The 21,618-nt window shown below is 65.9% G+C and carries 22 protein-coding genes; 8 read left to right on the forward strand and 14 right to left on the reverse strand.

The genetic code is table 11. From position 1 onward, the window contains the following. Window positions 1-4: 4 nt before the first annotated feature. The 5 genes from ACQU6B_RS10470 to ACQU6B_RS10490 all read right to left on the reverse strand — a co-directional run bounded on the left by ACQU6B_RS10470 (window position 5) and on the right by ACQU6B_RS10490 (window position 6,672). Window positions 5-1,294 carry an ABC transporter permease gene (locus ACQU6B_RS10470; protein ID WP_430867495.1) on the reverse strand — a complete coding sequence of 430 codons (1,290 nt, stop codon included), beginning with the start codon at window positions 1,292-1,294 and terminating at the stop codon, window positions 5-7. Further along, entirely contained in the window at window positions 1,291-2,592 is a 1,302-nt protein-coding gene (locus ACQU6B_RS10475) for an ABC transporter permease (RefSeq protein ID WP_430867496.1), read from the reverse strand. Before ACQU6B_RS10475 ends, ACQU6B_RS10470 begins: the two co-directional genes overlap by 4 nt. Next, on the reverse strand, window positions 2,589-4,103 hold the full coding sequence (locus ACQU6B_RS10480) for an ABC transporter ATP-binding protein (protein ID WP_430867497.1): 1,515 nt from the start codon (window positions 4,101-4,103) through the stop codon (window positions 2,589-2,591). The genes ACQU6B_RS10475 and ACQU6B_RS10480 overlap by 4 nt, the downstream gene beginning before the upstream one ends. 186 nt (window positions 4,104-4,289) lie before the next feature. Next, window positions 4,290-5,366 (reverse strand): BMP family lipoprotein, encoded by a 1,077-nt coding sequence (locus ACQU6B_RS10485; RefSeq protein ID WP_430867498.1) that lies wholly within the window; start codon window positions 5,364-5,366, stop codon window positions 4,290-4,292. 145 nt (window positions 5,367-5,511) lie between these two features. Next, the gene (locus tag ACQU6B_RS10490) at window positions 5,512-6,672 is read right to left on the reverse strand and encodes a mannose-1-phosphate guanylyltransferase (RefSeq protein ID WP_430869237.1); all 1,161 of its coding nucleotides are present in this window, start codon (window positions 6,670-6,672) and stop codon (window positions 5,512-5,514) included. Between the two features lie 91 nt (window positions 6,673-6,763). Here ACQU6B_RS10490 and sdhC point away from each other — a divergent pair, with 91 nt between their 5' ends. The 5 genes from sdhC to ACQU6B_RS10515 are packed head-to-tail and all read left to right on the forward strand — an operon-like array spanning window position 6,764 to window position 10,789. Then, window positions 6,764-7,099 carry a succinate dehydrogenase, cytochrome b556 subunit gene (gene sdhC / locus ACQU6B_RS10495; RefSeq protein ID WP_430869238.1) on the forward strand — a complete coding sequence of 112 codons (336 nt, stop codon included), beginning with the start codon at window positions 6,764-6,766 and terminating at the stop codon, window positions 7,097-7,099. Further along, complete coding sequence (locus ACQU6B_RS10500) at window positions 7,100-7,570, forward strand: succinate dehydrogenase hydrophobic membrane anchor subunit (RefSeq protein ID WP_430867499.1); 471 nt, start codon at window positions 7,100-7,102, stop codon at window positions 7,568-7,570. Continuing rightward, window positions 7,570-9,333, forward strand: a complete 1,764-nt coding sequence (gene sdhA, locus ACQU6B_RS10505) for a succinate dehydrogenase flavoprotein subunit (protein WP_430867500.1) — start codon at window positions 7,570-7,572, stop codon at window positions 9,331-9,333. Before ACQU6B_RS10500 ends, sdhA begins: the two co-directional genes overlap by 1 nt. A 12-nt stretch (window positions 9,334-9,345) precedes the next feature. Next, the gene (locus ACQU6B_RS10510) at window positions 9,346-10,113 is read left to right on the forward strand and encodes a succinate dehydrogenase iron-sulfur subunit (RefSeq protein WP_430867501.1); all 768 of its coding nucleotides are present in this window, start codon (window positions 9,346-9,348) and stop codon (window positions 10,111-10,113) included. A gap of 40 nt (window positions 10,114-10,153) precedes the next feature. Beyond that, on the forward strand, window positions 10,154-10,789 hold the full coding sequence (locus ACQU6B_RS10515) for a TetR/AcrR family transcriptional regulator (protein ID WP_430867502.1): 636 nt from the start codon (window positions 10,154-10,156) through the stop codon (window positions 10,787-10,789). Between the two features lie 95 nt (window positions 10,790-10,884). On the opposite strand, the gene ACQU6B_RS10520 is transcribed toward ACQU6B_RS10515, so the two are convergent. The 6 genes from ACQU6B_RS10520 to sigE all read right to left on the reverse strand — a co-directional run bounded on the left by ACQU6B_RS10520 (window position 10,885) and on the right by sigE (window position 16,485). Continuing rightward, on the reverse strand, window positions 10,885-11,952 hold the full coding sequence (locus ACQU6B_RS10520; protein ID WP_430867503.1) for a YihY/virulence factor BrkB family protein: 1,068 nt from the start codon (window positions 11,950-11,952) through the stop codon (window positions 10,885-10,887). Between the two features lie 2 nt (window positions 11,953-11,954). Continuing rightward, window positions 11,955-12,977 (reverse strand): tryptophan--tRNA ligase, encoded by a 1,023-nt coding sequence (gene trpS, locus ACQU6B_RS10525; protein WP_430867504.1) that lies wholly within the window; start codon window positions 12,975-12,977, stop codon window positions 11,955-11,957. Between the two features lie 196 nt (window positions 12,978-13,173). Beyond that, window positions 13,174-13,506, reverse strand: coding sequence for a twin-arginine translocase TatA/TatE family subunit (locus tag ACQU6B_RS10530; protein WP_430867505.1), 333 nt, complete (start codon window positions 13,504-13,506; stop codon window positions 13,174-13,176). Between the two features lie 4 nt (window positions 13,507-13,510). Continuing rightward, complete coding sequence (locus tag ACQU6B_RS10535; RefSeq protein ID WP_430867506.1) at window positions 13,511-15,004, reverse strand: trypsin-like peptidase domain-containing protein; 1,494 nt, start codon at window positions 15,002-15,004, stop codon at window positions 13,511-13,513. Window positions 15,005-15,022: 18 nt separating this feature from the next. Continuing rightward, complete coding sequence (locus ACQU6B_RS10540; protein ID WP_430867507.1) at window positions 15,023-15,817, reverse strand: hypothetical protein; 795 nt, start codon at window positions 15,815-15,817, stop codon at window positions 15,023-15,025. Window positions 15,818-15,864: 47 nt separating this feature from the next. Further along, a complete protein-coding gene (gene sigE, locus ACQU6B_RS10545; RefSeq protein ID WP_430867508.1) occupies window positions 15,865-16,485 on the reverse strand; it encodes an RNA polymerase sigma factor SigE in 621 nt (206 codons plus the stop codon). Window positions 16,486-16,605: 120 nt separating this feature from the next. On the opposite strand from sigE, the gene ACQU6B_RS10550 reads away from it, so the two are divergent. Further along, window positions 16,606-17,235: an O-methyltransferase gene (locus tag ACQU6B_RS10550; protein ID WP_430867509.1), complete on the forward strand. Its 630-nt coding sequence runs from the start codon at window positions 16,606-16,608 to the stop codon at window positions 17,233-17,235. Between the two features lie 79 nt (window positions 17,236-17,314). Here the strand turns inward: ACQU6B_RS10550 and ACQU6B_RS10555 are convergent, their stop codons facing one another. The 3 genes from ACQU6B_RS10555 to dapE all read right to left on the reverse strand — a co-directional run bounded on the left by ACQU6B_RS10555 (window position 17,315) and on the right by dapE (window position 19,552). After that, window positions 17,315-17,482: a DUF3117 domain-containing protein gene (locus ACQU6B_RS10555; RefSeq protein ID WP_084622196.1), complete on the reverse strand. Its 168-nt coding sequence runs from the start codon at window positions 17,480-17,482 to the stop codon at window positions 17,315-17,317. A gap of 142 nt (window positions 17,483-17,624) precedes the next feature. Next, on the reverse strand, window positions 17,625-18,398 hold the full coding sequence (locus ACQU6B_RS10560; RefSeq protein ID WP_430867510.1) for a TIGR00730 family Rossman fold protein: 774 nt from the start codon (window positions 18,396-18,398) through the stop codon (window positions 17,625-17,627). A gap of 59 nt (window positions 18,399-18,457) precedes the next feature. Further along, window positions 18,458-19,552 carry a succinyl-diaminopimelate desuccinylase gene (gene dapE, locus ACQU6B_RS10565; protein ID WP_430867511.1) on the reverse strand — a complete coding sequence of 365 codons (1,095 nt, stop codon included), beginning with the start codon at window positions 19,550-19,552 and terminating at the stop codon, window positions 18,458-18,460. A 36-nt stretch (window positions 19,553-19,588) separates the two neighbouring features. Between dapE and dapD the strand changes: the two genes are divergently transcribed. After that, a complete protein-coding gene (gene dapD, locus ACQU6B_RS10570; protein WP_430867512.1) occupies window positions 19,589-20,536 on the forward strand; it encodes a 2,3,4,5-tetrahydropyridine-2,6-dicarboxylate N-succinyltransferase in 948 nt (315 codons plus the stop codon). A gap of 27 nt (window positions 20,537-20,563) precedes the next feature. Beyond that, window positions 20,564-21,463 (forward strand): hypothetical protein, encoded by a 900-nt coding sequence (locus ACQU6B_RS10575; RefSeq protein WP_430867513.1) that lies wholly within the window; start codon window positions 20,564-20,566, stop codon window positions 21,461-21,463. The last annotated feature ends 155 nt before the right edge of the window (window positions 21,464-21,618 follow it).

Below are 21,618 nucleotides of genomic sequence, written 5' to 3' on the forward strand. Positions count from 1 at the left end.
ACGCTCACTTCTTGTAGGGGATGCCCTCTGCCGCCGGGGGACGCGCGTGTCCCACGAGTCCGGCCACGGCAAAGATGGTGGCGAGGTACGGGAGCATCGCAAGGAACTGCGATGGGATGGGCGAGCCGATGATTCCCAGCTGGTCCTTGAGCGCGATCGCGAAGCCAAATAGCACTGCCGCGGCGAGCGCACCCTTGGGACGCCAGCGACCCAGGATCATGGCGGCGAGGGCGATATAACCGCTACCCGCCGTCATCTCCTTACCGAACGCGAGTCCGGAGGCGACGGTGAAGAACGCGCCGCCGAGTCCGGCGATTGCGCCACCGAGGATCGTGTTGCGCACGCGGGTGCGGTTCACCTTGATACCCACGGTGTCGGCTGCCTTCGGGTGCTCGCCGACGGCCCGCACACGCAGGCCCCAACGGGACTTGAAGAGCATCGTGCTGAGCACCGCGACTGCGACGTACATGAGGTACACCAGCAGGTTGTGGTCGAACAGCACGGGGCCGATGACGGGGATCTTGGACAGCAGCGGAATCGGCAGGTCTGACATGCCGATGTTCTGGTTCAGGTCCTTGTTGTCGCGCAGCAGCGTTCCGAACAGGAAGTTCGTGACACCGATCACCAGCACGTTCAGCACCACGCCAACCACGATCTGGTTGACCCAATACTTGACCGCGAACAGGGCGAGCATCAGGCCGACCAGTGCGCCGGCAAGCGGCGCCGCGATCAGTCCGATGTACGCGTTACCCGTGGCAGACGCGACCACCGCGGCGAGGAAGGCGCCTGCTAGCAGCTGCCCCTCGATCGCGATGTTGATGATTCCGGAACGCTCACACACCACGCCGGAAAGTGCGCCGAACACGAGCGGCACGCTGAGGACGATGGCGCCGGTCAGCAGCGCCGTGATCTTGATGTCCGTCGCACCGCGGCCCGCGCCCGCCCAAGTGAGCAGGGCGAACATGATGGCGACGCCGAATACTACGGGCAGCCACCAGCCGGGCTTGCGGGACTGCGCCACGCACCACGCGCTGTAGCCGGCAAGGGCGAGCGCGAGCAGGGACGCGAGAATCGCGGCGATGCGGGACGGCACCGCGAAGGTGTCGACCGTGAAGAAGTCGGTGGAGCGCGAGATGGAGAACGAGGTGGTGTCCCCGGAGGCCGAGCCGAACCCGAAGATGAAGAGCGAGATAAGTGCGACCACACCGAGAATGATGGGGCTACGCCACTGCTTAGCTGCAGTGACCGGCGCGCTTTCAAGCGGCGCAGTTGACGCTGGAGCGATGGCGGTCATACCGCTACCTCCTTAACAACCTTGGGACTGGGCAATCGGAACAGGAACCTCACCAGCGGCGGCGCGGCGATGAACAGCACGATCAGCGACTGGACAACGAGCACGATGTCGATGGGAAGACCCGCCTGCACCTGGAGCGCAGGTCCCGCCGCCTTGAGCCCTCCGAAGAGGACGGCGGCAAAGACGATGCCGAGCGGCCGCGACCGGCCGAGCAGCGCGACGGTGATGGCGTCGAATCCGAACGAGGCGGCGATTCCGGTCGACAGCGACGGCTGCGTCCCTAGAATCTGCGCGGAACCAGCGAGTCCCGCGAGCCCACCCGCGATGACCATGACGAGCACGGTCGACTTGGCGACACTCATACCTGCAGTGCGCGATGCGGCCGGGTTCGCTCCGACGGCGCGGAACTGGAACCCGAGCGTGGAGCGTTCCATCAGCCACCACACACCCCAGGCCGTGGCCAGGGCGAGGATGAAGCCCAGGTGCAGCGGGAACTGCGAGCCGAAGATCGCCGGGTACTGCGCGGAGCTGTCGACGATGGGGCTCTGCGGGTTGTCGCTACCGGGTCGCTGGAAAGCGTCCAGCGACAGCAGGTACGCGACCAAGTTGAGCGCGATGTAATTCAGCATGATGGTCGTGATGACCTCGTGCGCTCCAGTCCTGGCCTTCAAAATACCGGGGATGAATCCCCAGATCGCGCCACCGATAGCGGTACCGATCACCGCGACTAGGAGGTGCAGGCCGACGGGCAGGTGCCACATGAACCCGACCATGGCGCCCAAGGTCGCGCCGATCAGGATCTGTCCCTGCGCACCGATGTTGAAGAGTCCAGCACGGAAGCCGATGCCCAGGCCGAGTCCCGCGAGAATCAGCGGGGTGGCCATGGTCAGCGTCTGCATCAGCGGGCTAATCTTGCCCGAGAAGTCGTCCGCGCCGGCGTTGAAGAACGCGCCTTCCCACATGGCGGAGTAGGCGCTCGATACCGAGGTCCACACCGCGGAGAGCATGTCGCCCGGCCTGGAGAAGAAGTATCCAGCCGCGGACCTGACCTCTTCCGAGGCGAGCACAATCAGCAGTCCACCCAGGATCAGCGACGCGACGATCGCCATGATCACGACGAGCGTAGAGCTCTCCGCGATCTGGCGCATCACCGAGCGAGCCTCGTCTGAACGAGACTCCTGTCCCTCGCCGTCCGAGCCGGTCACGGCCGTGGTGACATCGTCGCCCCCGTCGCCACTCGCGGCGATCGTGTCTACGTCGGCGCCGGACTTTGCCGGCTTCTTCTTGTCGTCGCTCACGCTGAGTCCTCCTCGTGCGCTCCGGCCATCATCAGACCAAGGGTGTCGCGGTCTGTGTCAGGCGGAACGATGCTCACAATCTTGCCGTGATACATCACGGCGATACGGTCGGCGAGCGCAATGACCTCGTCCAGCTCGGAGCTGACGATGATGACTGCTGCGCCGTTGTCGCGCTCTTGAACGATGCGCTTGTGGACGAACTCAATCGAGCCCACGTCGAGCCCACGGGTGGGCTGAGAAGCGATCAGCAGCTTGAGCGGACGCGAGAGTTCACGCGCCAGGACCACCTTCTGCTGGTTTCCGCCGGAGAGCGATCCTGCGGTGGCGTCGACACCAGTGGTGCGGACGTCGAACTGCTCGACGTGCTTCTCGGCCTCGCTGCGAATCACGCCGGGGCGCAAGGCTCCGCCTCTTGAGTACGGTGCCTGGTCGTAGACGTCAAGGATCAGGTTGTTCGCGATGCTGAAGCCGGCGACCAGCCCGTCCTCGGTGCGGTCCTCAGGCACAAAGCCGATCCCGGACAGCAGAGTGTCCTTAATCTTCTTGCCCGTCAGGACCTCGCCGTCGAGGGTGACGGTTCCGGCAGCCGTGGGCACGATGCCCAGGATCGCCTCGGTGAGCTCGGTCTGGCCGTTGCCCTGGACTCCCGCGACAGCGAGAATCTCTCCCGCGCGGACCTCGAAGGTCACATCGTCGAGCTGGGCTAGCCCCGCCTCGTCGAGTACGGTGAGCTTCTTGACCTCGAGGACCACGTCGCCGGGCTTAGCGTCCGGCTTATCGACCGTCATGCTGACGTCGCGGCCCACCATGAGGGACGCGAGTTCAGCCTGCGTGGCGGTGGGCTCGGCGGTGCCGACCACCTTGCCGCGGCGAATCACGGTGATGGTGTCTGCGACGGCCTGAACCTCGCGAAGCTTGTGAGTGATGAGTACGACCGCGGTGCCGGAGTCGCGTAGCTGCTTCACGATCGTGAGCAGCTCATCGGTCTCCTGCGGGGTCAGTACTGCCGTCGGCTCATCGAGGATGAGGATCTCGGCGCGCTGTGACAGCGCCTTGATAATCTCGACGCGCTGCTGGGCGCCAACCGAGAGGTCCTCGACCACTGCATCGGGGTCAACGTGGAACCCGAACTGGTCGGAGATCTCCTTGACGCGCTTGCGTGCGCCAGCCAGGTCGAGGAGCTTCGCGGGTCCGCGGACTTCCTCGTGGCCAAGCATGACGTTCTCGGCAACGGTGAACGGGTGGACCAGCATGAAGTGCTGGTGCACCATGCCGATGCCGGCCGCCATCGCGTCGCCGGGCCCTGTGAATCCGGCGGGCTCGCCGTCTACCAGGATCTCGCCCTCGTCCGCGTCGTACAGCCCGAACAGGACGTTCATTAGTGTCGACTTGCCGGCGCCGTTCTCGCCCAGCAGGGCGTGGACTGTGCCGGGTTCGACAACCAAGTCAATCTTGTCGTTAGCGGTGAAGTCTCCGAACCGCTTGGTAACCCCTCGTAACTCAAGTCTCACGCCTGCTCCTTCGCCGGTCGCATTACCACTGCTTACTTACCTGATGCTTGCTTACTTACCCTTGCGTACTGCCTCTTGCGTCTTACCTACTGCCTTCACACCTGCTTGCTCAGTCAAGCACGAAGGGTGCGCCACACCAAGGCGGCGCACCCTCCGTCCCAGGCTAGAGGCCTGGGTGATGCTGAATTAGGAAACGGCGACCGAGATCGAGCCGTCGATGATGCCAGCCTTGATCGTGTCGATTGCGCTGACGACGTCGGCAGGAACTGCCGGGTTCAGTGCTGCCAGGCCAACGCCACCGTTCTCGAGCGTGCCCTCGTAGGGCGTGCTGTCGAACGTGCCGTCAACTGCGGCGGTCTGGATGACGTCGTGAACTGCTGCGCCGATGTTCTTCATGACCGAGGTCAGGATGATGTCCGCGTACTCGGGAGTGGTGAGCGTCCAGTCCTGGTCGACACCGATGAACCAGCCGGAGCCGTTGTCGGAGATGGCAACCTCGGCGCCAGCGCCAACGGGGCCTGCGACGGGCATGATGACGTCTGCACCCTGGTCGAGGAGACCCTGAGCTGCGGTCTGACCCTTGGTCACGTCGTCGAACGTGTCGGTGAACGAACCGTTCTCGCCGTCCCAACCGAGGACAGCGACGTCTGCGCCGGTGTCGGTGTTGAAGTAGTTAGCTCCAGCGAGGTAGCCGTCCATGAAGATGGTGACGGGGGGGATCGGCAGACCACCGAAGGTTCCGATGGTGCCGGACTCGGAGGTTCCCGCGGCAGCGTAGCCAGCGAGGAATGCGGCCTGGTCGGTTTCGAACAGGATCGGCTTAACGTTGGGGAGCGCGGGGTCGACGGTCGAGTCGATGAGCGCGAAGTTCACGTCGGGGTTTGCTGCGGCGGCCTCAGCGGTCGCGTCGGCGAGCAGGAAGCCAACCGTGATGATCAGGTCGCAACCGTCGGAAACCATCGCGTTGATGTTTCCGCTGTAGTCGTTCTCGTCAGCGGACTCCGCGGTGTTGATCTCAATGCCGAGGTCGCCCTCAGCCTGAGTCAGGCCCTCGTAGCCGGACTGGTTGAACGACTTGTCGTCGAATCCACCAGCGTCGGAGACCATGCAGGCCTTGTAGTCGACTGCGGCCATTGCGGACTCGGTCGAGCTAGCGCTTGCTGCGGGCGTCGCCGAAGCGTCGTCCTCGGGTGCCGACGAACATGCCGCCAGCGCGAGAGCCGACGCTGCGACTACTGCGCCGATGCGAATTGCATTCTTCATGAGTGTTCCTCACTTGTTTGGGCCTGGGGTCGCCAAGCTTTTGTGTATTCCAATGCTACGCGGCAAATGTTTCCCGCGAGCGCCATACCGGCCTTGGTACGGACACGAATCAGCAACAAATGTCCCGCTAACGCAACAATTCCCGCTAGAACTTCGCGGCCGCCTCCTTCACGCGCTGGGCATGCGCGCGCGACAAAATGAGGACCGCTTCATCCGACTCCACTATTACTACGTCATCGAGGCCGACCACCGCGAGGACCTTCGTCCCGCCCACCACGACGACGCCGGTTCCGCCGAAGGTCTCGACGGGCGCCGTGCGGCCGATGCGCGTGACGCCATCCTCGTCAGGCGTCAGCAGTCCGGCGAGCGAGTCGAAGTCCCCCACGTCGTGCCAGTCGAACGCGCCGGGAACCACCGCGACGCCGCCCTCGGCTGCCACCGGTTCCGCGATGGCGTGGTCGATCGCGATCTTGGTCAGCGACGGCCAGACTCGCTCGAGCGCAGCCGCGCGATCCTGCCCGTTTTCGCCGTCCCAGGCGGCCGCGAGCGCCGTCACCCCGGAGAAGATCCCGGGCTGGAGGCGCTCGAGGTGGCTGAGCAGCACCGAGGTGCTCACCACGAACATCCCCGCGTTCCACACGTAGCCGCCGCGCGCGAGCATCGAGGCCGCCGTCTCCGGGTCGGGCTTCTCCGTGAACTCGCGCACCGCGTACGCGCCGGGTGCCTGCGCGAGCGGGTCGCCTTGCGCGATGTACCCAAATGCGGACGATGCCTCGGTTGGGGCAATCCCGATGGTCACGACCTTGCCCGTCCGGGCGGCGTCCACCGCCGTGCGCACCGCGGCTCGGAACGCCTCGGGCTCGCCAATCACGTGATCTGCGGCGAACGAGCCCATGATTCGGTCGCCGTGCCGGCGCTGGATGATCGCCGCCGCGAGGGCGATGGCGGCCATCGAGTCCCGCGGGCTCGGCTCGGCCACAATGTTCGCGGCCGGGACACCCGGAACCTGCGCCGCCACCGCATCGGCGTGGCGCCGCCCGGTGACGATGATCGTTTGCGCCGCGAGGGGGGCAAGCCGAGCGACCGTGTCCTGAATCAGTGTGGTCCCGGTGCCCATCAGGTCGAGCAGAAACTTGGGCCGGTGAGGCTGCGACAGGGGCCACAGCCGCGAGCCCACTCCCCCGGCGGGGATCACCGCGACGAAGTCGGCGATGGCCTCGGCGTCGACACCGGGGTCGGCGTCGGCCGAGGTCGGTTGCGCCGAGTCAGTTGCCGGGCCATTGGGAGTCGTGTGCGAGCCAGTCATGGAGACCACATTAGGATGCTAGATAGTGTTCCGAGTAAACCGAGGAGTTTCTGTGTCACCCGCTACAACGCTGTATCGAGGCCGCGAAGGCATGTGGATGTGGGTAGTTCACCGCGTCACGGGCGTCGCGATCTTCTTCTTCCTAGTGGTGCACGTGCTCGACACCGCCCTCGTGCGTGTCTCTCCCGAGGCCTACAACGTGGTGATCGAGAGCTACAAGACGCCCATCTACGGCCTCGTCGAAGCTGGCCTGGTCGCCGCGATCGTGCTGCACGCCTTCAACGGCATTCGGATCATCCTGGTGGACACCTGGCCGTGGGCGCTCAGGCACCAGCGGCTCATGGTGTGGATCGTGTGGGGGATCTTCGCCCTCATGATGCTCGCCTTCCTGCCCAGACACCTTTCTCACGTCTTTGGAGGTGCTTAGATGACTGCCGCTGAAGCGTCGACCCCTCAGGTCGAGCCCCTCCGCCCCATTCGCTCTGGCCGCTCCCGCAACCACGCGGAACAGTGGTCGTGGCTGTTCATGCGCGGCTCCGGCGTGCTGCTGATCGTGCTGATCTTCACGCACCTGTTCATCAACCTGCTCACCGGCGACGGTGTCAACCAGATCGACTTCGCGTTCGTCGCGGGCAAGTGGGCATCCCCGATCTGGAAGATCTGGGACTTCGTCATGCTCGTGCTCGCCATGGTTCACGGCGGCAACGGCATGCGACTACTCATCAACGACTACGCCCGCACCCCGTGGCTGCGCAAGACGTTCAAGGTGCTGCTCGCCAGCTCCGTCACCGTGATCATTGTGCTGGGCTCGCTCGTGATTTTCACCTTCGACCCGTGCCCCACCGGCGCCTCGGGCCAGTACCTTCCCGGCACCCCGACCTTCTGTGAGGACCTGTAATGACCGAACACGAATACGACGTAGTGATCGTCGGCGCCGGCGGCGCCGGCATGCGCGCGGCTCTCGAGAGCTCACAGCGCGCCAAGACCGCGGTACTCACGAAGCTGTACCCGACCCGCTCCCACACGGGCGCCGCCCAGGGCGGCATGGCTGCGGCTCTCGCCAACGTCGAGGAAGACTCCGTCGAGTGGCACATCTTCGACACCGTCAAGGGCGGCGACTACCTGGTCGACCAGGACGCCGCTGAGATCCTCTGCAACGAGGCCGTGCAAGCGGTCCTCGACCTCGAGAACATGGGCCTGCCGTTCAACCGGACCACCGCCGGCACCATCGACCAGCGTCGCTTTGGCGGCCACACCCGCGACCACGGCAAGTCGGCCGTGCGCCGCGCCTGCTACGCCGCGGACCGCACCGGTCACATGATCCTGCAGACCCTGTACCAGCAGTGCATCAAGCAGGAGGTCGAGTTCTTCAACGAGTTCTACGTGCTCGACCTGATCCTCAGCGACGACCCCCAGTCGGCCGAGGGCGACGAGGTCGCCGTGTCCGGAGTCGTCGCGTACGACCTGTCGACCGGTCAGATCCACACGTTCCGCGCCAAGTCCGTCATCTTCGCGACCGGCGGCGCTGGCAAGGTCTTCAAGACCACGTCCAACGCCCACACCCTCACCGGGGACGGCATGGCGCTCGCGCTACGCCGCGGCATCCCGCTCGAGGACATGGAGTTCTTCCAGTTCCACCCAACCGGCCTCGCGGGCCTGGGCATTCTGTTGTCCGAGGCGGCTCGCGGCGAGGGCGCGATCCTGCGCAACTCGGAGGGTGAGCGCTTCATGGAGCGCTACGCGCCCACCATCAAGGACCTGGCACCGCGCGACATGGTGGCGCGGGCGATGGCCAACGAGGTGCGCGAGGGACGAGGCTGTGGCCCCAATAAGGACTACGTGCTCCTCGACCTCACTCACCTCGAGCCCGCTCACATCGACGAGAAGCTCCCGGACATCACCGAGTTCGCCCGCACGTACCTGGGCGTCGAGCCGTACACCGAGCCCGTACCGGTCTTTCCCACCGCTCACTACGCGATGGGTGGGATTCCCACCACGACCAACGCCGAGGTACTGCGCAACAACAACGACACCATCAAGGGCCTCTACGCGGCCGGCGAATGTGCCTGCGTCTCAGTGCACGGCGCCAACCGCCTCGGCACCAACTCGCTGCTCGACATCAACGTGTTCGGTCGTCGCGCGGGTATCGCCGCCGCCGAATACGCACTGACGGTTCCCGGTCACGACCTCCCGGCCGATGCATCGGCCGCCGTCACGGACCAGGTGGCACGCCTGCGCGCCACGGTAGGCGGAGACGGCAACGAGCGCGTGGCGGATATTCGCCGCGAGTTGCAGGCCACGATGGACCGCAACGTGCAGGTGTTCCGCACCTCCGAGTCGCTCGCCGAGGCACACGCCCTGGTCATCGAGCTCAAGGAGCGCTTCAAGAACGTCGCCATCCACGACCGTGGCGCTCGTTTCAACACGGACCTGCTCGAGGCTGTCGAACTGGGCTTCCTGCTGGACCTGGCCGAGGTGGTGATCCTGGGCGCCGAGCGCCGCAAGGAGAGCCGCGGTGGCCACTATCGCGAGGACTTCCCCACTCGCGACGACGAGAACTTCATGGAGCACACGATGGCTTACCAGACCGCGGACGGTATTCGCCTCGACACCAAGCCGGTCGTCGTGACGCGATACCAGCCCATGGAACGTAAGTACTAAGCGGAGGACCCGATGACTGCAACTGCCGAAGCTCCGATCAAGACCAGCGAAATCCCGTCGTTCGATGTCACCCTGCGCATCCTGCGGGTGGACCCGGACGGCACACCCGACCACCCGGCCGGCGAGGAGTACTGGGAAGAGTTCACCGTCACAGCGCACGGCACTGACCGCGTGCTCGACGCGCTCCACATGATCAAGTGGGACATGGATGGCTCGCTCGCGTTCCGCCGCTCCTGCGCACATGGGGTGTGCGGCTCGGACGCCATGCGCATCAACGCGAAGAACCGTCTCGCGTGCAAGACGCTGCTCAAGGACCTCAACCCCAAGCGCCCCATCACCATCGAGCCCATCAAGGGCCTGCCGGTGGAGAAGGACCTCATCGTGGACATGGAGCCGTTCTTCGCGAGCTACCGCGAGATCATGCCGTTCCTGATGGCCTCCGGCCCCACCCCCGAGCGCGAGCGTCTGCAGAGCCCCGAGGAGCGTGCGCGCTTCGACGACACCACCAAGTGCATCATGTGCGCCGCGTGCACCACGTCCTGCCCCGTGTTTTGGACTGACGGGCAGTACTTTGGCCCCCAGGCAATCGTGGGCGCGCACCGGTTCATTTTCGACTCTCGCGACGACGGCGACTGGGATCGTCTCGAGATCCTGAACGACAAGGCCGGGGTCTGGAAGTGCCGCACAGCGTTCAATTGCACCGAGGCCTGCCCCCGCGGCATCGAGGTCACCAAGGCAATCTCCGAGGTAAAGAAGGCACTCAACACCGGCGTAATCTAGGAGTTCTGCCGACGTGGCGAATCGCGCTTAGACTCGGCGAATGGTTAAACGTAAAGACGCCGTCGCGAATCGCGCCCGCCTGATCGAAGCGGGATTCGAGATTCTCGCCGAGCGTGACGCTGATCTGACCGTGCGCGAGCTCGCGCTGCAGACGGGGCTGGGCATCGGGACCGCGTATCGACACTTCCCCACTCACGACGACCTGATCCGCGCCCTCTACGACCACGGCGTCCTGGTGCTGAGCGAGTCGCTCGCCCCAGTGGATCCCGAGGCGACGGCCTGGGACTCGATGGTAGCGATGCTCGAGTCGGCGGTTTTTGCACTCGCAGATTTCCCAGGGATGCGCACCGTGATGCGCCGCATGTACGACATCGATCCCACGTACCGGCCCGCTGACGCGCTTACCGACATCCTGCGGGACTTGGTGGAGCGCGCCCAGGAGGAGGGAAGCCTGCGGGCCGATGTGATCGGCAGCGACCTCGCGCTCATCATGTTCTCGATGGGAGGCATGGTGGGAGCTCCGACGGACCGCGAGCGTGACCTCATGCATCGCCAGCTGAGGATCTTCCTCGACGGGATGCGCGCCGACCATCAGCAGACCGAACTTCGCGGCTCAGCGATGGACGTGGTGGACTTCCACGCCTTCCTGCACCGTTCCAACGCGCCCCGCGCGTAGCGGTTCAGCCGCACCTCGAGCCTAGCTAGTCCAGCTCGCCGGGCGCGTCACGACCGCGGGTGTGCGGCAAGCCCGCAAGGGCAGCGCAGGAAGACCTAGAGACTCCCCTGTCGCGACTCTGCGGTCGCTCCGTAGTCGAGAGTGGTGGCCCGCGCGGTAGTGACAGAACCGTGCGCTCGCCTCGGATTGGGCTCCATCTCCATCACGTCGACGTCGGTGGGAGCCCGCGGGTCCCGCGGCAGGGTGCCCAGCCAGGCTCCGGCGTACAAGATGATTCGCGCGACGTAGTACACGAAAATCATGACCGTGATGATCGCGGTCGCCGAACCCAGGACGGGGTTGCTTGCCGCGCTGCCCACAACCCAGGACACTCCCTGGCGCAGCAGGCCAATCGCGATCGCGGTCACGAGCAGGGTCCACACCAACGGCCTACGTGGGCCCACGTAGTGTCCCAGCACCATGACCACGAGGGCGACGAAGGCCATGTCGACGATCACGCCAGCCGCAAACGCGGGGCCGCGAATCGCCCAGCCGGACAGCGGCTGATCCGCAAATAGTGTGCCGATAGCCGACGCGAAACGCGAGGCCATGAGCTGCAGCACCATTCCCAGCACCATCAGCAACACCAGGGAGAACAACGCGATAAAGTCACGCAGCTTGCCCTTGACCGGCGACGCAGACCCGTTGGCGAGCATCGCCCGCGTGCCTAGGCGAAGGCCCCGCAGGTAGCGCGTCGCAGTGTTGATCAACACCAGGAGACTAATCACTCCGACTAGGCCCGTCAGCGTCTCGGGCTCTATGGAGGAAGGATCTACCAGGCCGGTGCTGTCCGAGTCCGTCTTCACAATCCCCGGGATGGTGTCGTCCAGATACGAGAAGAAGGCGTCATTCCAATTCTCGTTGAATCGCACGAGGTACGAGGAGATGGTGATCGCGATCACGAAGGCGGCCGTCAGCGAAGTAAGGGCGTAGTACGCGATGCCTCCCGCTAGCACGTTGCCGTTCGCGGTCTTCATGCGCTCGAGCATTCGGCCCGCGTGAGACGCGTCGAATCGTCCCTTGAGGGTCTTGGCGTCGGCGAGGGCCTCCTTACCCTTGTCGATCACTCCTGCGTCATCGTCGTGAGCAGGCTTCGCCCCGATCCTGTACAGGTTGTTGGCCATGGCTACCTGTGCGGAGCGGGCGCTAGCAACCCCACCCGGTCGTAGAGACGGGCCAGCATCGGTGCGGCGATCGCCGAGGCCTTGGCCGCGCCGTCCGCGAGGACCGCGTCGAGCTTGTCCGGCGACTCGATCCACTCGAGGGTCGCGTCGCGAATTGGCGTGAGGAAGTTCACCGCCACCTCCGCGAGGTCTACCTTCAGGTGGCCGTACATCTTGCCCTCGTAGTCCGCGACCAGCTGGTCGACGCTACGGCCGTCCAGAGCCGAATAGATGGTGAGGAGGTTGGACACCCCGGGCTTGTTCACCCGGTCGAACGCGATGACGCTGTCCGTGTCGGTGACGGCGGACTTGATGCGCTTTGCGACGGCCTTGGGGTCGTCGAGGATCTCGATCAGCCCGTTGGGGGACGACGACGACTTGGACATCTTCTTGGTGGGGTCCTGGAGATCGAAGATCTTCGCGGTTTCCTTGACGATGTGCGGCTCGGGCACCACCGCCGTGCCCTCGCCAAAGCGAGAGTTGAGTCGCTGAGCCAGGTCTCGCGACAGCTCGAGGTGCTGACGCTGGTCCTCACCCACGGGAACCACGTTGGTGTCGTACAGCAGAATGTCGGCGGCCATCAGGACCGGATAGGTGAACAGGCCCACGCTCGTGCCGGCGTCGCCTTGCTTGGCCGACTTGTCCTTGAACTGAGTCATGCGGCCGGCCTCGCCGAACCCGGTGAAGGTGCTCAGCAACCAGGCAAGTTGGGCGTGCTCCGGCACGTGGGACTGCAGGAAGACCATCGACTTCTCGGGGTCGACGCCCGCCGCGAGGAACTGAGCCGCGGTGGCGCGCGTCCGGCGGCGCAACGCCTCGGGTTCGGGCGCCACGGTGAGGGCGTGCAGGTCGACTACCGCGTAGATCGCCTCGTGGGTGTCTTGAAGCTTGACCCACTGCGTCAGCGCACCAAGGTAGTTGCCGAGTTGAAGTGAGTCCGAGGTGGGCTGCATGCCCGAGAAAACGCGATTAGTCATGCTGGCCATTCTTCCAGGTTCTCAAACCACTTACACGCGCCGGCGCGGGAGCGCCGCAACGAGCCAAGTCCAGGGTGCCTCACCCCCGGGCGGAACGGCCCTTAACTCCACGCGTCACGGTCTCGGGTTCCGCACCACACGGGCCTTACCTCCAAGCGGCTCCTCACTGGCGCAACACCGTCGGGCGCGACACTCAGCTGCCGGGTTAGGTGGCTTCGGTATCGAAAGGGGCCGGCGTGCCCGCCGCGAGCGGAGTGCTCGCGGCGGGACGCGCAGCCGGAGCGGGCTTTGAGGCCGGCTCGTACAGCGCCTCACGCACGATGGTGCGTGGGTCGTACTGCCTAGGGTCCAGCTTTTCCCAATCAACGTCGCCGCCAACCTCGCGCTCGAGGGTAGCCCGGCCGTCACTCAGCATGTCGCGTCCCTTGACGATCCAGGAACGCAACTGCCGCGAGTACTCGGGGAGCCGTTCCGGCCCGATCACAATGACTGCGATCAGGAGCAGAACAATAATCTCCCCGCCGTTGATGGAAAGCATGGACCTATTCTGACGGGTTTGGAACCGATTGGCTATCCAGCGCCACATCGGCGCTTGAGCCAAGGGTCACGATGACGATGCTGTCGTCGCCCCCACGTCGTACGGCAAGCTCAACGTCGTCCCCCGGGGCCTGTGCCCGGATGGCGACGACCAGCTCATCGGACCGGGTCACGATGCGGCCGTCGATCGCGGTGATCACGTCTCCCGGCCGCAGGCCGGCAGTCTCGGACGGGCCGCCGGCGATGATGCCGCTCTCGTCGTCCACCACCTTGATGCCCTCGCCCGTGTAGGTCTGGTCAAGCAACACCCCGATGACCGGGAACGTCGCCTCGCCGTCGTTGATGAGCTGTTCCGCGGTGCGACGCGCCTGGTTGGACGTGATCGCGAAGCCGAGTCCCACGGAGCCGGCGGTCGCGGTGGATGACCCGCCGAGCGACGCAATGGCGGAGTTGATGCCGATTACCTCGCCGCTCGAGTTGATGAGGGGCCCACCGGAGTTGCCCGGGTTAATCGCCGCATCCGTCTGGATGGCGTCGATGTACGCGGGAGCCTGCGTGCCGTCGCCGGCGGTCACGGGACGGTGGAGCGCGGAGATGATTCCGGTCGTCACCGTCGAGTCGAGGCCGAGGGGCGAGCCCACGGCGATGGTGGCGTCGCCGACGACCATCTGGTCGGAGTCGCCGAGCACGAGCGGGGTGAGGCCCGTCTGGTCGATCTTCACCACCGCGAGGTCATATTCCGGAGTCGTGCCGATTACTTCTGCGTCGAGGACAGTACCGTCCGACTTGAGAACCTTCACGCCGCCGTCGGCTGCACCCTCGACCACGTGGTTGTTGGTGAGGATGTACCCGTCCTCGCGGATCACGAAGCCGGTTCCGGTCGAGGTGCGCTCGCCCGTGCTGGTGGACTCGATCGAGACCACCGACGGCATGACGGCCGCGGCGATCGAGGGCACCGAGCCCTCGGGCCGGTCAACGGAAATACCGTTGGCGGACGGGAGCGCGACTGACGATGCGGCTGGACCGTACTCGTTGTACGCCCAGGCGCCACCGGCGCCACCGAGGATACCCAGGGCAAGGGCGCCGACGCTGATGGCCGCCACCGTGCGCTTGCGGATACGACCGAGCGGAGCCTTGGGAGCCGCGGGCGGAACGTCCTCAGGAGGCATCTGCCACTGACCGTCCGAGGTGAACGGCGGGGCCGTCATCTCGGCAGTCGGGGCGTCGCTCGCGACCGCGACCGCGGCGGCGTCAGCGTGACCGCCGTCGATAGACGGTGCCCCCTGTGTCCCTGCGTTCTGGTTCGACGGCTGCGGCGCGTTTGAACCTTCGGCCGACGCGAATACTTCCGCCTGGGCCGGTCGGGCCTCAGGCGCGACGGCGCTCGCGGGCCCAGCTTCGCCCGCTACTGCTCCGTCGGGCGTGGCCGCTTCGGAAGTTTCTGGCTTCTCCGGCTCCCCGCCCACGGGCGTGGGGGAAGCGAAAGTTGGGTCATTCATGGGCACTGCCTTTCAGGCCTAGTTGCCGGTGAGAGTGCCGGCAAATTCGCCGAGCCCGTCCTGGATCCGGTCAAGGACCCCGGGCTCGGTATTAGTGGGGAAGTAGCCCGCCACCGTCTCTAGCGTCACCATGGCGCAATTACACGTCACGGAGACCACCATGTCGCCTGTTTGCCACACGAGCTGGGCAGGATCGACACGAACGATGTAGGCATCGATGCCGTGTACGTCGGCGCGCGGGAGTTCAGCCACGCGCTCGAGTACCAGATTGCCGTGCTGCTCGGTCACGACCACGGGGTCGACGCCTGCGAGCAGTGAGGCAACGAGGATGCGCGCGTCGTTTTCGCCACGCACTACCTTCGCTTCGATAGGGACGAGTCCACTGTCCTGCCAGTCCGGATGGACCCACGCGCGCATGTCGGCCCCGGAACGCATGTCCTGAGGGCCCATATACGCGACATTCTGATCCGCGGCGTCACCGGACGCTGCGGCAAATTCAACTGGGACCTCGTCTGGGCCACCCGCGTAGTACGCGGCGCCAACACCGGCTACGGCGAGGACGAGAATAGAGAAGGCGATGCTCGCAGACCGGTGCGAACGTGGGCGCGCGGCCTTTGCCCGATGCTTGGACTCGCCGCGCGCGATCTGCGCCATACGGTCGCGGTCCAGCAGCTGCTGAGCGAAGCGCATGTCGATTCCCGCGCTGGATGAGTTGAGGGCCTCACGGGCGTCTCGAAGTTCCGTCCAGCGCGCCGAGCAGTCGGCGCACTCATCGAGGTGAGCCATGGCCGCGGTGGCGTCAGCAGTAGACATCCTGCCATCGAGCAGTTCGTGAAGACTTTCTCCGAGGTGCTTTTGCGTCACTCGCCACCCCGCACCGGAGCGCGGTGCGCGAGAGACTCGCGCAACTTCGCGCGGGCGCGAGACAGTCGAGAACGAACGGTACCCATTTTGATACCGAGCGTGGCTGCAATTTCCTCGTAAGACAGGCCCTCGATGTCGCTCAGCACAATGGCCGCGCGGTATTCGGGGGGCAGGTCAGAGAGGGCGGCCACAATGTCGTCACCAAGGTGGGACATCTCAAACGCGTCTTCCGGCTGGCCCGAGCGCTCGTGGCGGTCGAAACTGTCCGACGTGGACACAGCCGCGTCGTCGTCCGCCATGAAATCGAAGCGAATTCGCTTCTTGCGTCGCATGCGGTCGAGGAAGAGGTTCGTCGTAATACGGTGGAGCCAACCCTCAAAGGTGCCCGGCTTGAACTGCGACAGTGAGTTGAACACGCGGATGAAAACATCCTGCGTGAGATCTTCAGCATCGTGCTGGTTGCCGGTGAGGTGGTACGCCAATCGGTAAACGCGACCCGAGTGTTCCTCGACGATGCGCTCCCAGGTGAGCTCCGGGGGGAGCTCAGGGGCATCGGTGACGGAAGAAATCACGGTGTCTGCTAACGCGGTGTCTGTTGGCACGGCTTGAATAGTCATGGTTTCCTCCCTCACAATCTGCTCAACGGTTGGTGGTACCTCTATGTTCCCATGATTCGCGTCGCGGCGGAAGAGGGATTGGTGGGGTGTGACCGATATCATGCACCAAGGAGGTGTGCCATGACTCACGAGGCCGCAAATTGGGCGTATACCGAGGACTTTGTCCACGAGGACCGCGTTCTGCTGAGCGCGCGTGACGCCGCCGACGAGCTCGGCTGCGTTCCAGTCCTACCAGGTACCGGGCGCACGCTGCAGATTCTCGCGCGCGCTATGAGCGCCAAGTCGATCGTCGAGATTGGCACCGGCGCCGGCGTCTCGACCACGTACATCCTGCGCGGCATGCACCCGCAGGGCGTGATCACCACCATTGATGTCGAGGCCGAGCACCACAAGGCCGCCAAGCAGACCCTGGCCGCGGGCGGCTTCGCCCAGACTCGGGCTCGCATGATCACGGGACGGGCCCTCGAGGTTCTGCCGCGCCTCACCGACGGCGGCTACGACCTGGTGTTCATCGACGCCCGCAAGTCCGAGTACCCCGCTTACCTGCAGCAATCGCTGCGCCTACTGCGCAGCGGGGGCATGCTCATCATCGACAACGCCCTATGGCACGGTCGGGTCCCGGACCCCGCGCAGCGTGACGCTGACACCACCGCGATCCGGGAGACGCTCAAGGCGGTGCGCAACAACGAGAACCTCACCCCCACGCTGCTGCCCTCGGGCGACGGCCTGCTGGTCGCTATCAAGGACTAGTCCGGCGACCTGCGGATACGCAAAAGCCCGTGCAACTCGTTGAGTCGCACGGGCTTTTTACAGTGTTGGGACGGGTCCGCTAGGCGATAGCACCGTTAAGTGCGGCGCCGAGTTCCTTGACCTCGTCGGCCGTGATCTCCACAACCAGGCGTCCGCCGCCTTCGAGCGGGACGCGCATCACATAGCTGCGACCCTCTTTCACGACCTCCATGGGGCCGTCACCAGTGCGGGGCTTCATTGCAGCCATCGTGTGTGTCTCCTTGGGGCAGTGAGCGACCGCGTGATTCGCGGCCTCTGGCCACTATTCTACGCGGACGCGAGACCCTACCAAAATCAGGGTGACGCATTGGACTCTCAGTGCGGGGCCCCCGCCGCCCCACCGGAGCGGGCTACATGCCCTGGCCCTCCGCCTCGGCCGCTGCGGCCGCGCGGTCCTGAGCGCGCTGCTGGGCGTGATCCTGCACAATCGCGACCGCCTCTGCAGGATCATCCGTGACGACGAACAGGTCCAGGTCGGGCTCCGAGATGGTGCCCTCGGCAAGCACGGTTTCGCGCAGCCAGTCGATGAGCCCGTCCCAGTAGTGGTGGCCTACCAGGACTATCGGGAAGCGCGTGACAGTGCGGGTCTGCACCAGCGTCAGCGACTCGAATAGCTCGTCGAAGGTGCCGAAGCCTCCCGGCAGCACGATGAATCCCTGCGCGTACTTGACGAACATGGTCTTGCGGGCGAAGAAATAGCGGAAGTTGATTCCGAGGTTCGCGTACTGGTTGACGCCCTGCTCGTGAGGCAGTTCGATGCCAAGCCCGACGGAGGTGCCGCCGGCCTCATGCGCCCCCTTGTTCGCGGCCTCCATGACTCCTGGCCCGCCGCCGGTGATGACCGCGAACCCCGCCTCGACGAGCAGCCGGCCGATGGTCTCGCCCGTCGCGTAGTCGTCGGTGCCCGGCTTGGTGCGCGCCGACCCGAACACCGAGATCGCGGGGCCGATCTCCGCGAGCGCGCCGAAGCCCTCGACGAACTCGGACTGGATCCGCAGCACGCGCCACGGGTCGCTGTGCAACCAGTCGGTGTCCCCATGTTCGTCCAGCAGGCGCGACGAGGAGGAACTGTCCGGCACGTTCTTGCCGCGCAGCAGCACGGGGCCCTTACGGTAGTCAGTCACTGGTTAAGTCTCCTTGAGAGCGATTAGGGGCAAGGACATCGCCCGATGCGTGGGTTGGGTCAGCTGGTAAGCCAGGCCGCAAGTCCGGCTCGGCACTGGTGAATCTCGTCAATCGCGCACCATTCCTGGTCGGCGTGCGCCAGCTCCGGGTCCCCGGGGCCGTAATTGACGGCGGGAATGCCGAGCGCGCCAAAGCGTGCCACGTCCGTCCATCCAAGCTTGGCGCGCGGCTCCGGCGCCCCGGTGCTCGCCACGGCGTTAACGAAGCTCTGTGCCAGCGGGACGTCCAGACCGGGGCGGCACGCATCGGCGCGGTCGGTCACTACGGCGGAGAACTCCCCCACCCCTGACGAGGCGACCACGTCGCGAACGTGCTGCACGGCATCGTCCGTGGTCAGGGACGGCGCGAAGCGGTAGTTGATGGTGACAGTGCACAGGTCGGGGATCACGTTGCCCGCGATGCCGCCGGTGACCCCGACGGCGTTGAGGCCCTCGCGGTACTCGAGTCCGTCCACCTCGACGGTGCGCGGCTCGTAGCCCGCGAGCGCCGCCAGCACCGGCGCCGCCGCATGGATGGCGTTGACGCCCTTCCACGACCGCGCGGAGTGGGCGGCCTTGCCCGGAAGCTGGATGTCCACCCGGATGGTGCCGTTGCAGCCGCCCTCGATCTGTGCCTGAGTGGGCTCGCACAGCACGGCGAAGTCCCCCGCCAGCAGTTGCGGGTGACGACGCGCGAGACGACCCAATCCATTCTTGGACTCCTCGACCTCCTCGTGGTCGTAGAACACCCAGGTGATGTCGCGCGTGGGGTTGATTAACTCGACGGCGAGCGACAGCATCACCGCCACGCCCCCCTTCATGTCGACCGACCCGCGGCCCACGATTCCCAGCCCGTCGGCGGTGGGCGTGGACGGCACGTTTCCCTTAATGGGAACCGTGTCGAGGTGCCCGGCGATGATGACCCGCTCGGCGCGGCCCAGCGTCGTGCGCGCCACAATCGCGTCGCCGTCCCTGGTCAGAGTCAGGTGGCCGCACTCGGAAAGCGCGGCCTCCACGGCATCGGCGATCGCCGCCTCGCCGCCGCTGACCGACGGAATATCGATGAGCTGCCGAGTGAGGTCATCCACCGGCGCGGTCAGGTCAAGAGAAGTCATCCCGCCACCCTACAGATGACCCGTATCCTTAAGCCCATGACTCGCACTGCATACGGATACGGACTTGCCACCACCGACGCGAACGGCACGGTGCTCGACACCTGGTTCCCGCAGCCCACGTTGGGCGAGCCTCCGCTTGACCACCGCGCACCCGCGGAGCTCGACGGCGCCGCCCGCTTCGATGCGCTGCGAGCGGTTAACGTCTCCGTGGTCTTCACGCAGATCGACTGCGACGCCGCGCCCGCTGGCGTCTCGGACGCGTACCTGCGACTACACCTGCTTAGCCACCGCATCGTCCGCCCGCACGGGATCAACCTCGATGGCGTGTTCGGTGCACTGACGAACGTCGTGTGGACCTCCGAGGGCCCGTGCGCGATCGACGGCTTCGAGGCGACGCGCATGCGCCTGCGCGCCTCGGGCAAGCACGTCACCGTCTTTGGCGTCGACAAGTTCCCGCGCATGGTGGACTACGTGGTGCCGTCCGGCACGCGCATCGCCGATGCCGACCGCGTCCGCCTGGGCGCGCACCTGGCAGAGGGCACCACGGTCATGCACGAGGGCTTCGTGAACTTCAATGCGGGCACGCTCGGCCACTCGATGGTCGAGGGCCGCATCTCCGCCGGCGTCGTCGTTGGCGACGGCTCCGACGTTGGCGGCGGCGCATCGATCATGGGCACCCTGTCCGGCGGCGGCAAGGAAGTCATCTCGATCGGCGAGCGGTCCCTGCTGGGCGCCAACTCGGGCCTGGGCATTCCGCTGGGCGACGACTGCATCGTCGAGTCGGGCCTGTACGTCACGGCTGGCTCAAAGGTATTGGTCGTGGGCTCCAGCGACGACGACGGCAACGCCGTGTGGGTCAAGGCCAAGGACCTCGCGCACCGCAACGGCATCCTGTTCCGCCGCAACTCCACCACGGGCGCGATCGAGGCAGTCGCGCGCCAGGGCACAGGCGTGGAACTCAACGCCGCCCTGCACGCGAACTAGGCCCCGGCAAGACACGGACGGAGCACCATGGCGAAGCGTCGGCGAGGGGGCGGACTCGTAGCCCTCGGGCTCATCGGAGTCGTCACCGTCGCGGCCGTGCTCGTAGGCCCCGACCTCTGGGAGCGATACGGCGACCGCGTGTTCTCCTCGAAGTGCACTGTCGACGTTGGCGGCGACACCGCCACGCTCACCGCCGAGCAGACCAACAACGCCGCCCTCATCACGGCCGTCTCCATGGAGCGGGGACTTCCCGCTCGCGCCGCAACTATCGGCGTGGCCACCGCCATTCAGGAGTCGAGCCTGCGCAACATCGACTACGGGGATCGCGACAGCGTCGGGCTGTTCCAGCAGCGTCCGTCGCAGGGGTGGGGCGAGGTCGAGGAGATCCTCGACCCGTACTACTCGGCCAACAAGTTCTACGACGGGCTCGTCAAGGTGTCCGGTTGGCAGGACCTGCCGGTCACCGAGGCGGCTCAGGCAGTCCAGATCTCTGGTTTCCCCAACGCGTACGCCGACCACGAGGGCGAGGCTCGGCTCTGGGCCTCCGCGCTGACCGGCAATGGCGGCCGCGTGAACTGCGACCTGGGCGACGCGGCTGCGTCTACCGCGCGCGACTTCATCGACCGGGTGGACCTCGACTACGGCCCGGGCGCCTACACGGTAGACGTGCTGGACGTGAACACTGACTCCACGGTGCTCGGACTGCGCGGGGGCACTGGCGACGGCGCCGTGTCGGCCAGCCAGGCCGCACAGTCGATGCGCGAGTGGGCGGTCGCCGTTGCGTCGGTCGAGTCCGTGATCGAGAGCTCGGTCGATGGCGAGGGCTGGGTGCGCGGCGAGGGCCTGACCTCCGTCACGGTCCCCGAGGGCTCCCCCGCCGCCGGGTACGAGGGCGCGGTTGTGACCATCCGCACCGCCAGCAACTGACCTGAGGGCGCTGAGTCCTCGGGCGCACGGCGCTCCCCCGGTTGTCGTGTAAATCCTTGCGCACCACATGGCTGCGCATCCCGAACTGCCTCACGTCGCCTCGCCTCCACGCTCGCGGGTCGCCGCGCGCAGCCCCCTTCAACGCAAAACGCGCC

This window comes from Demequina aurantiaca, assembly GCF_050598105.1.
Classification (GTDB): Bacteria; Actinomycetota; Actinomycetes; order Actinomycetales; family Demequinaceae; genus Demequina; species Demequina aurantiaca_A.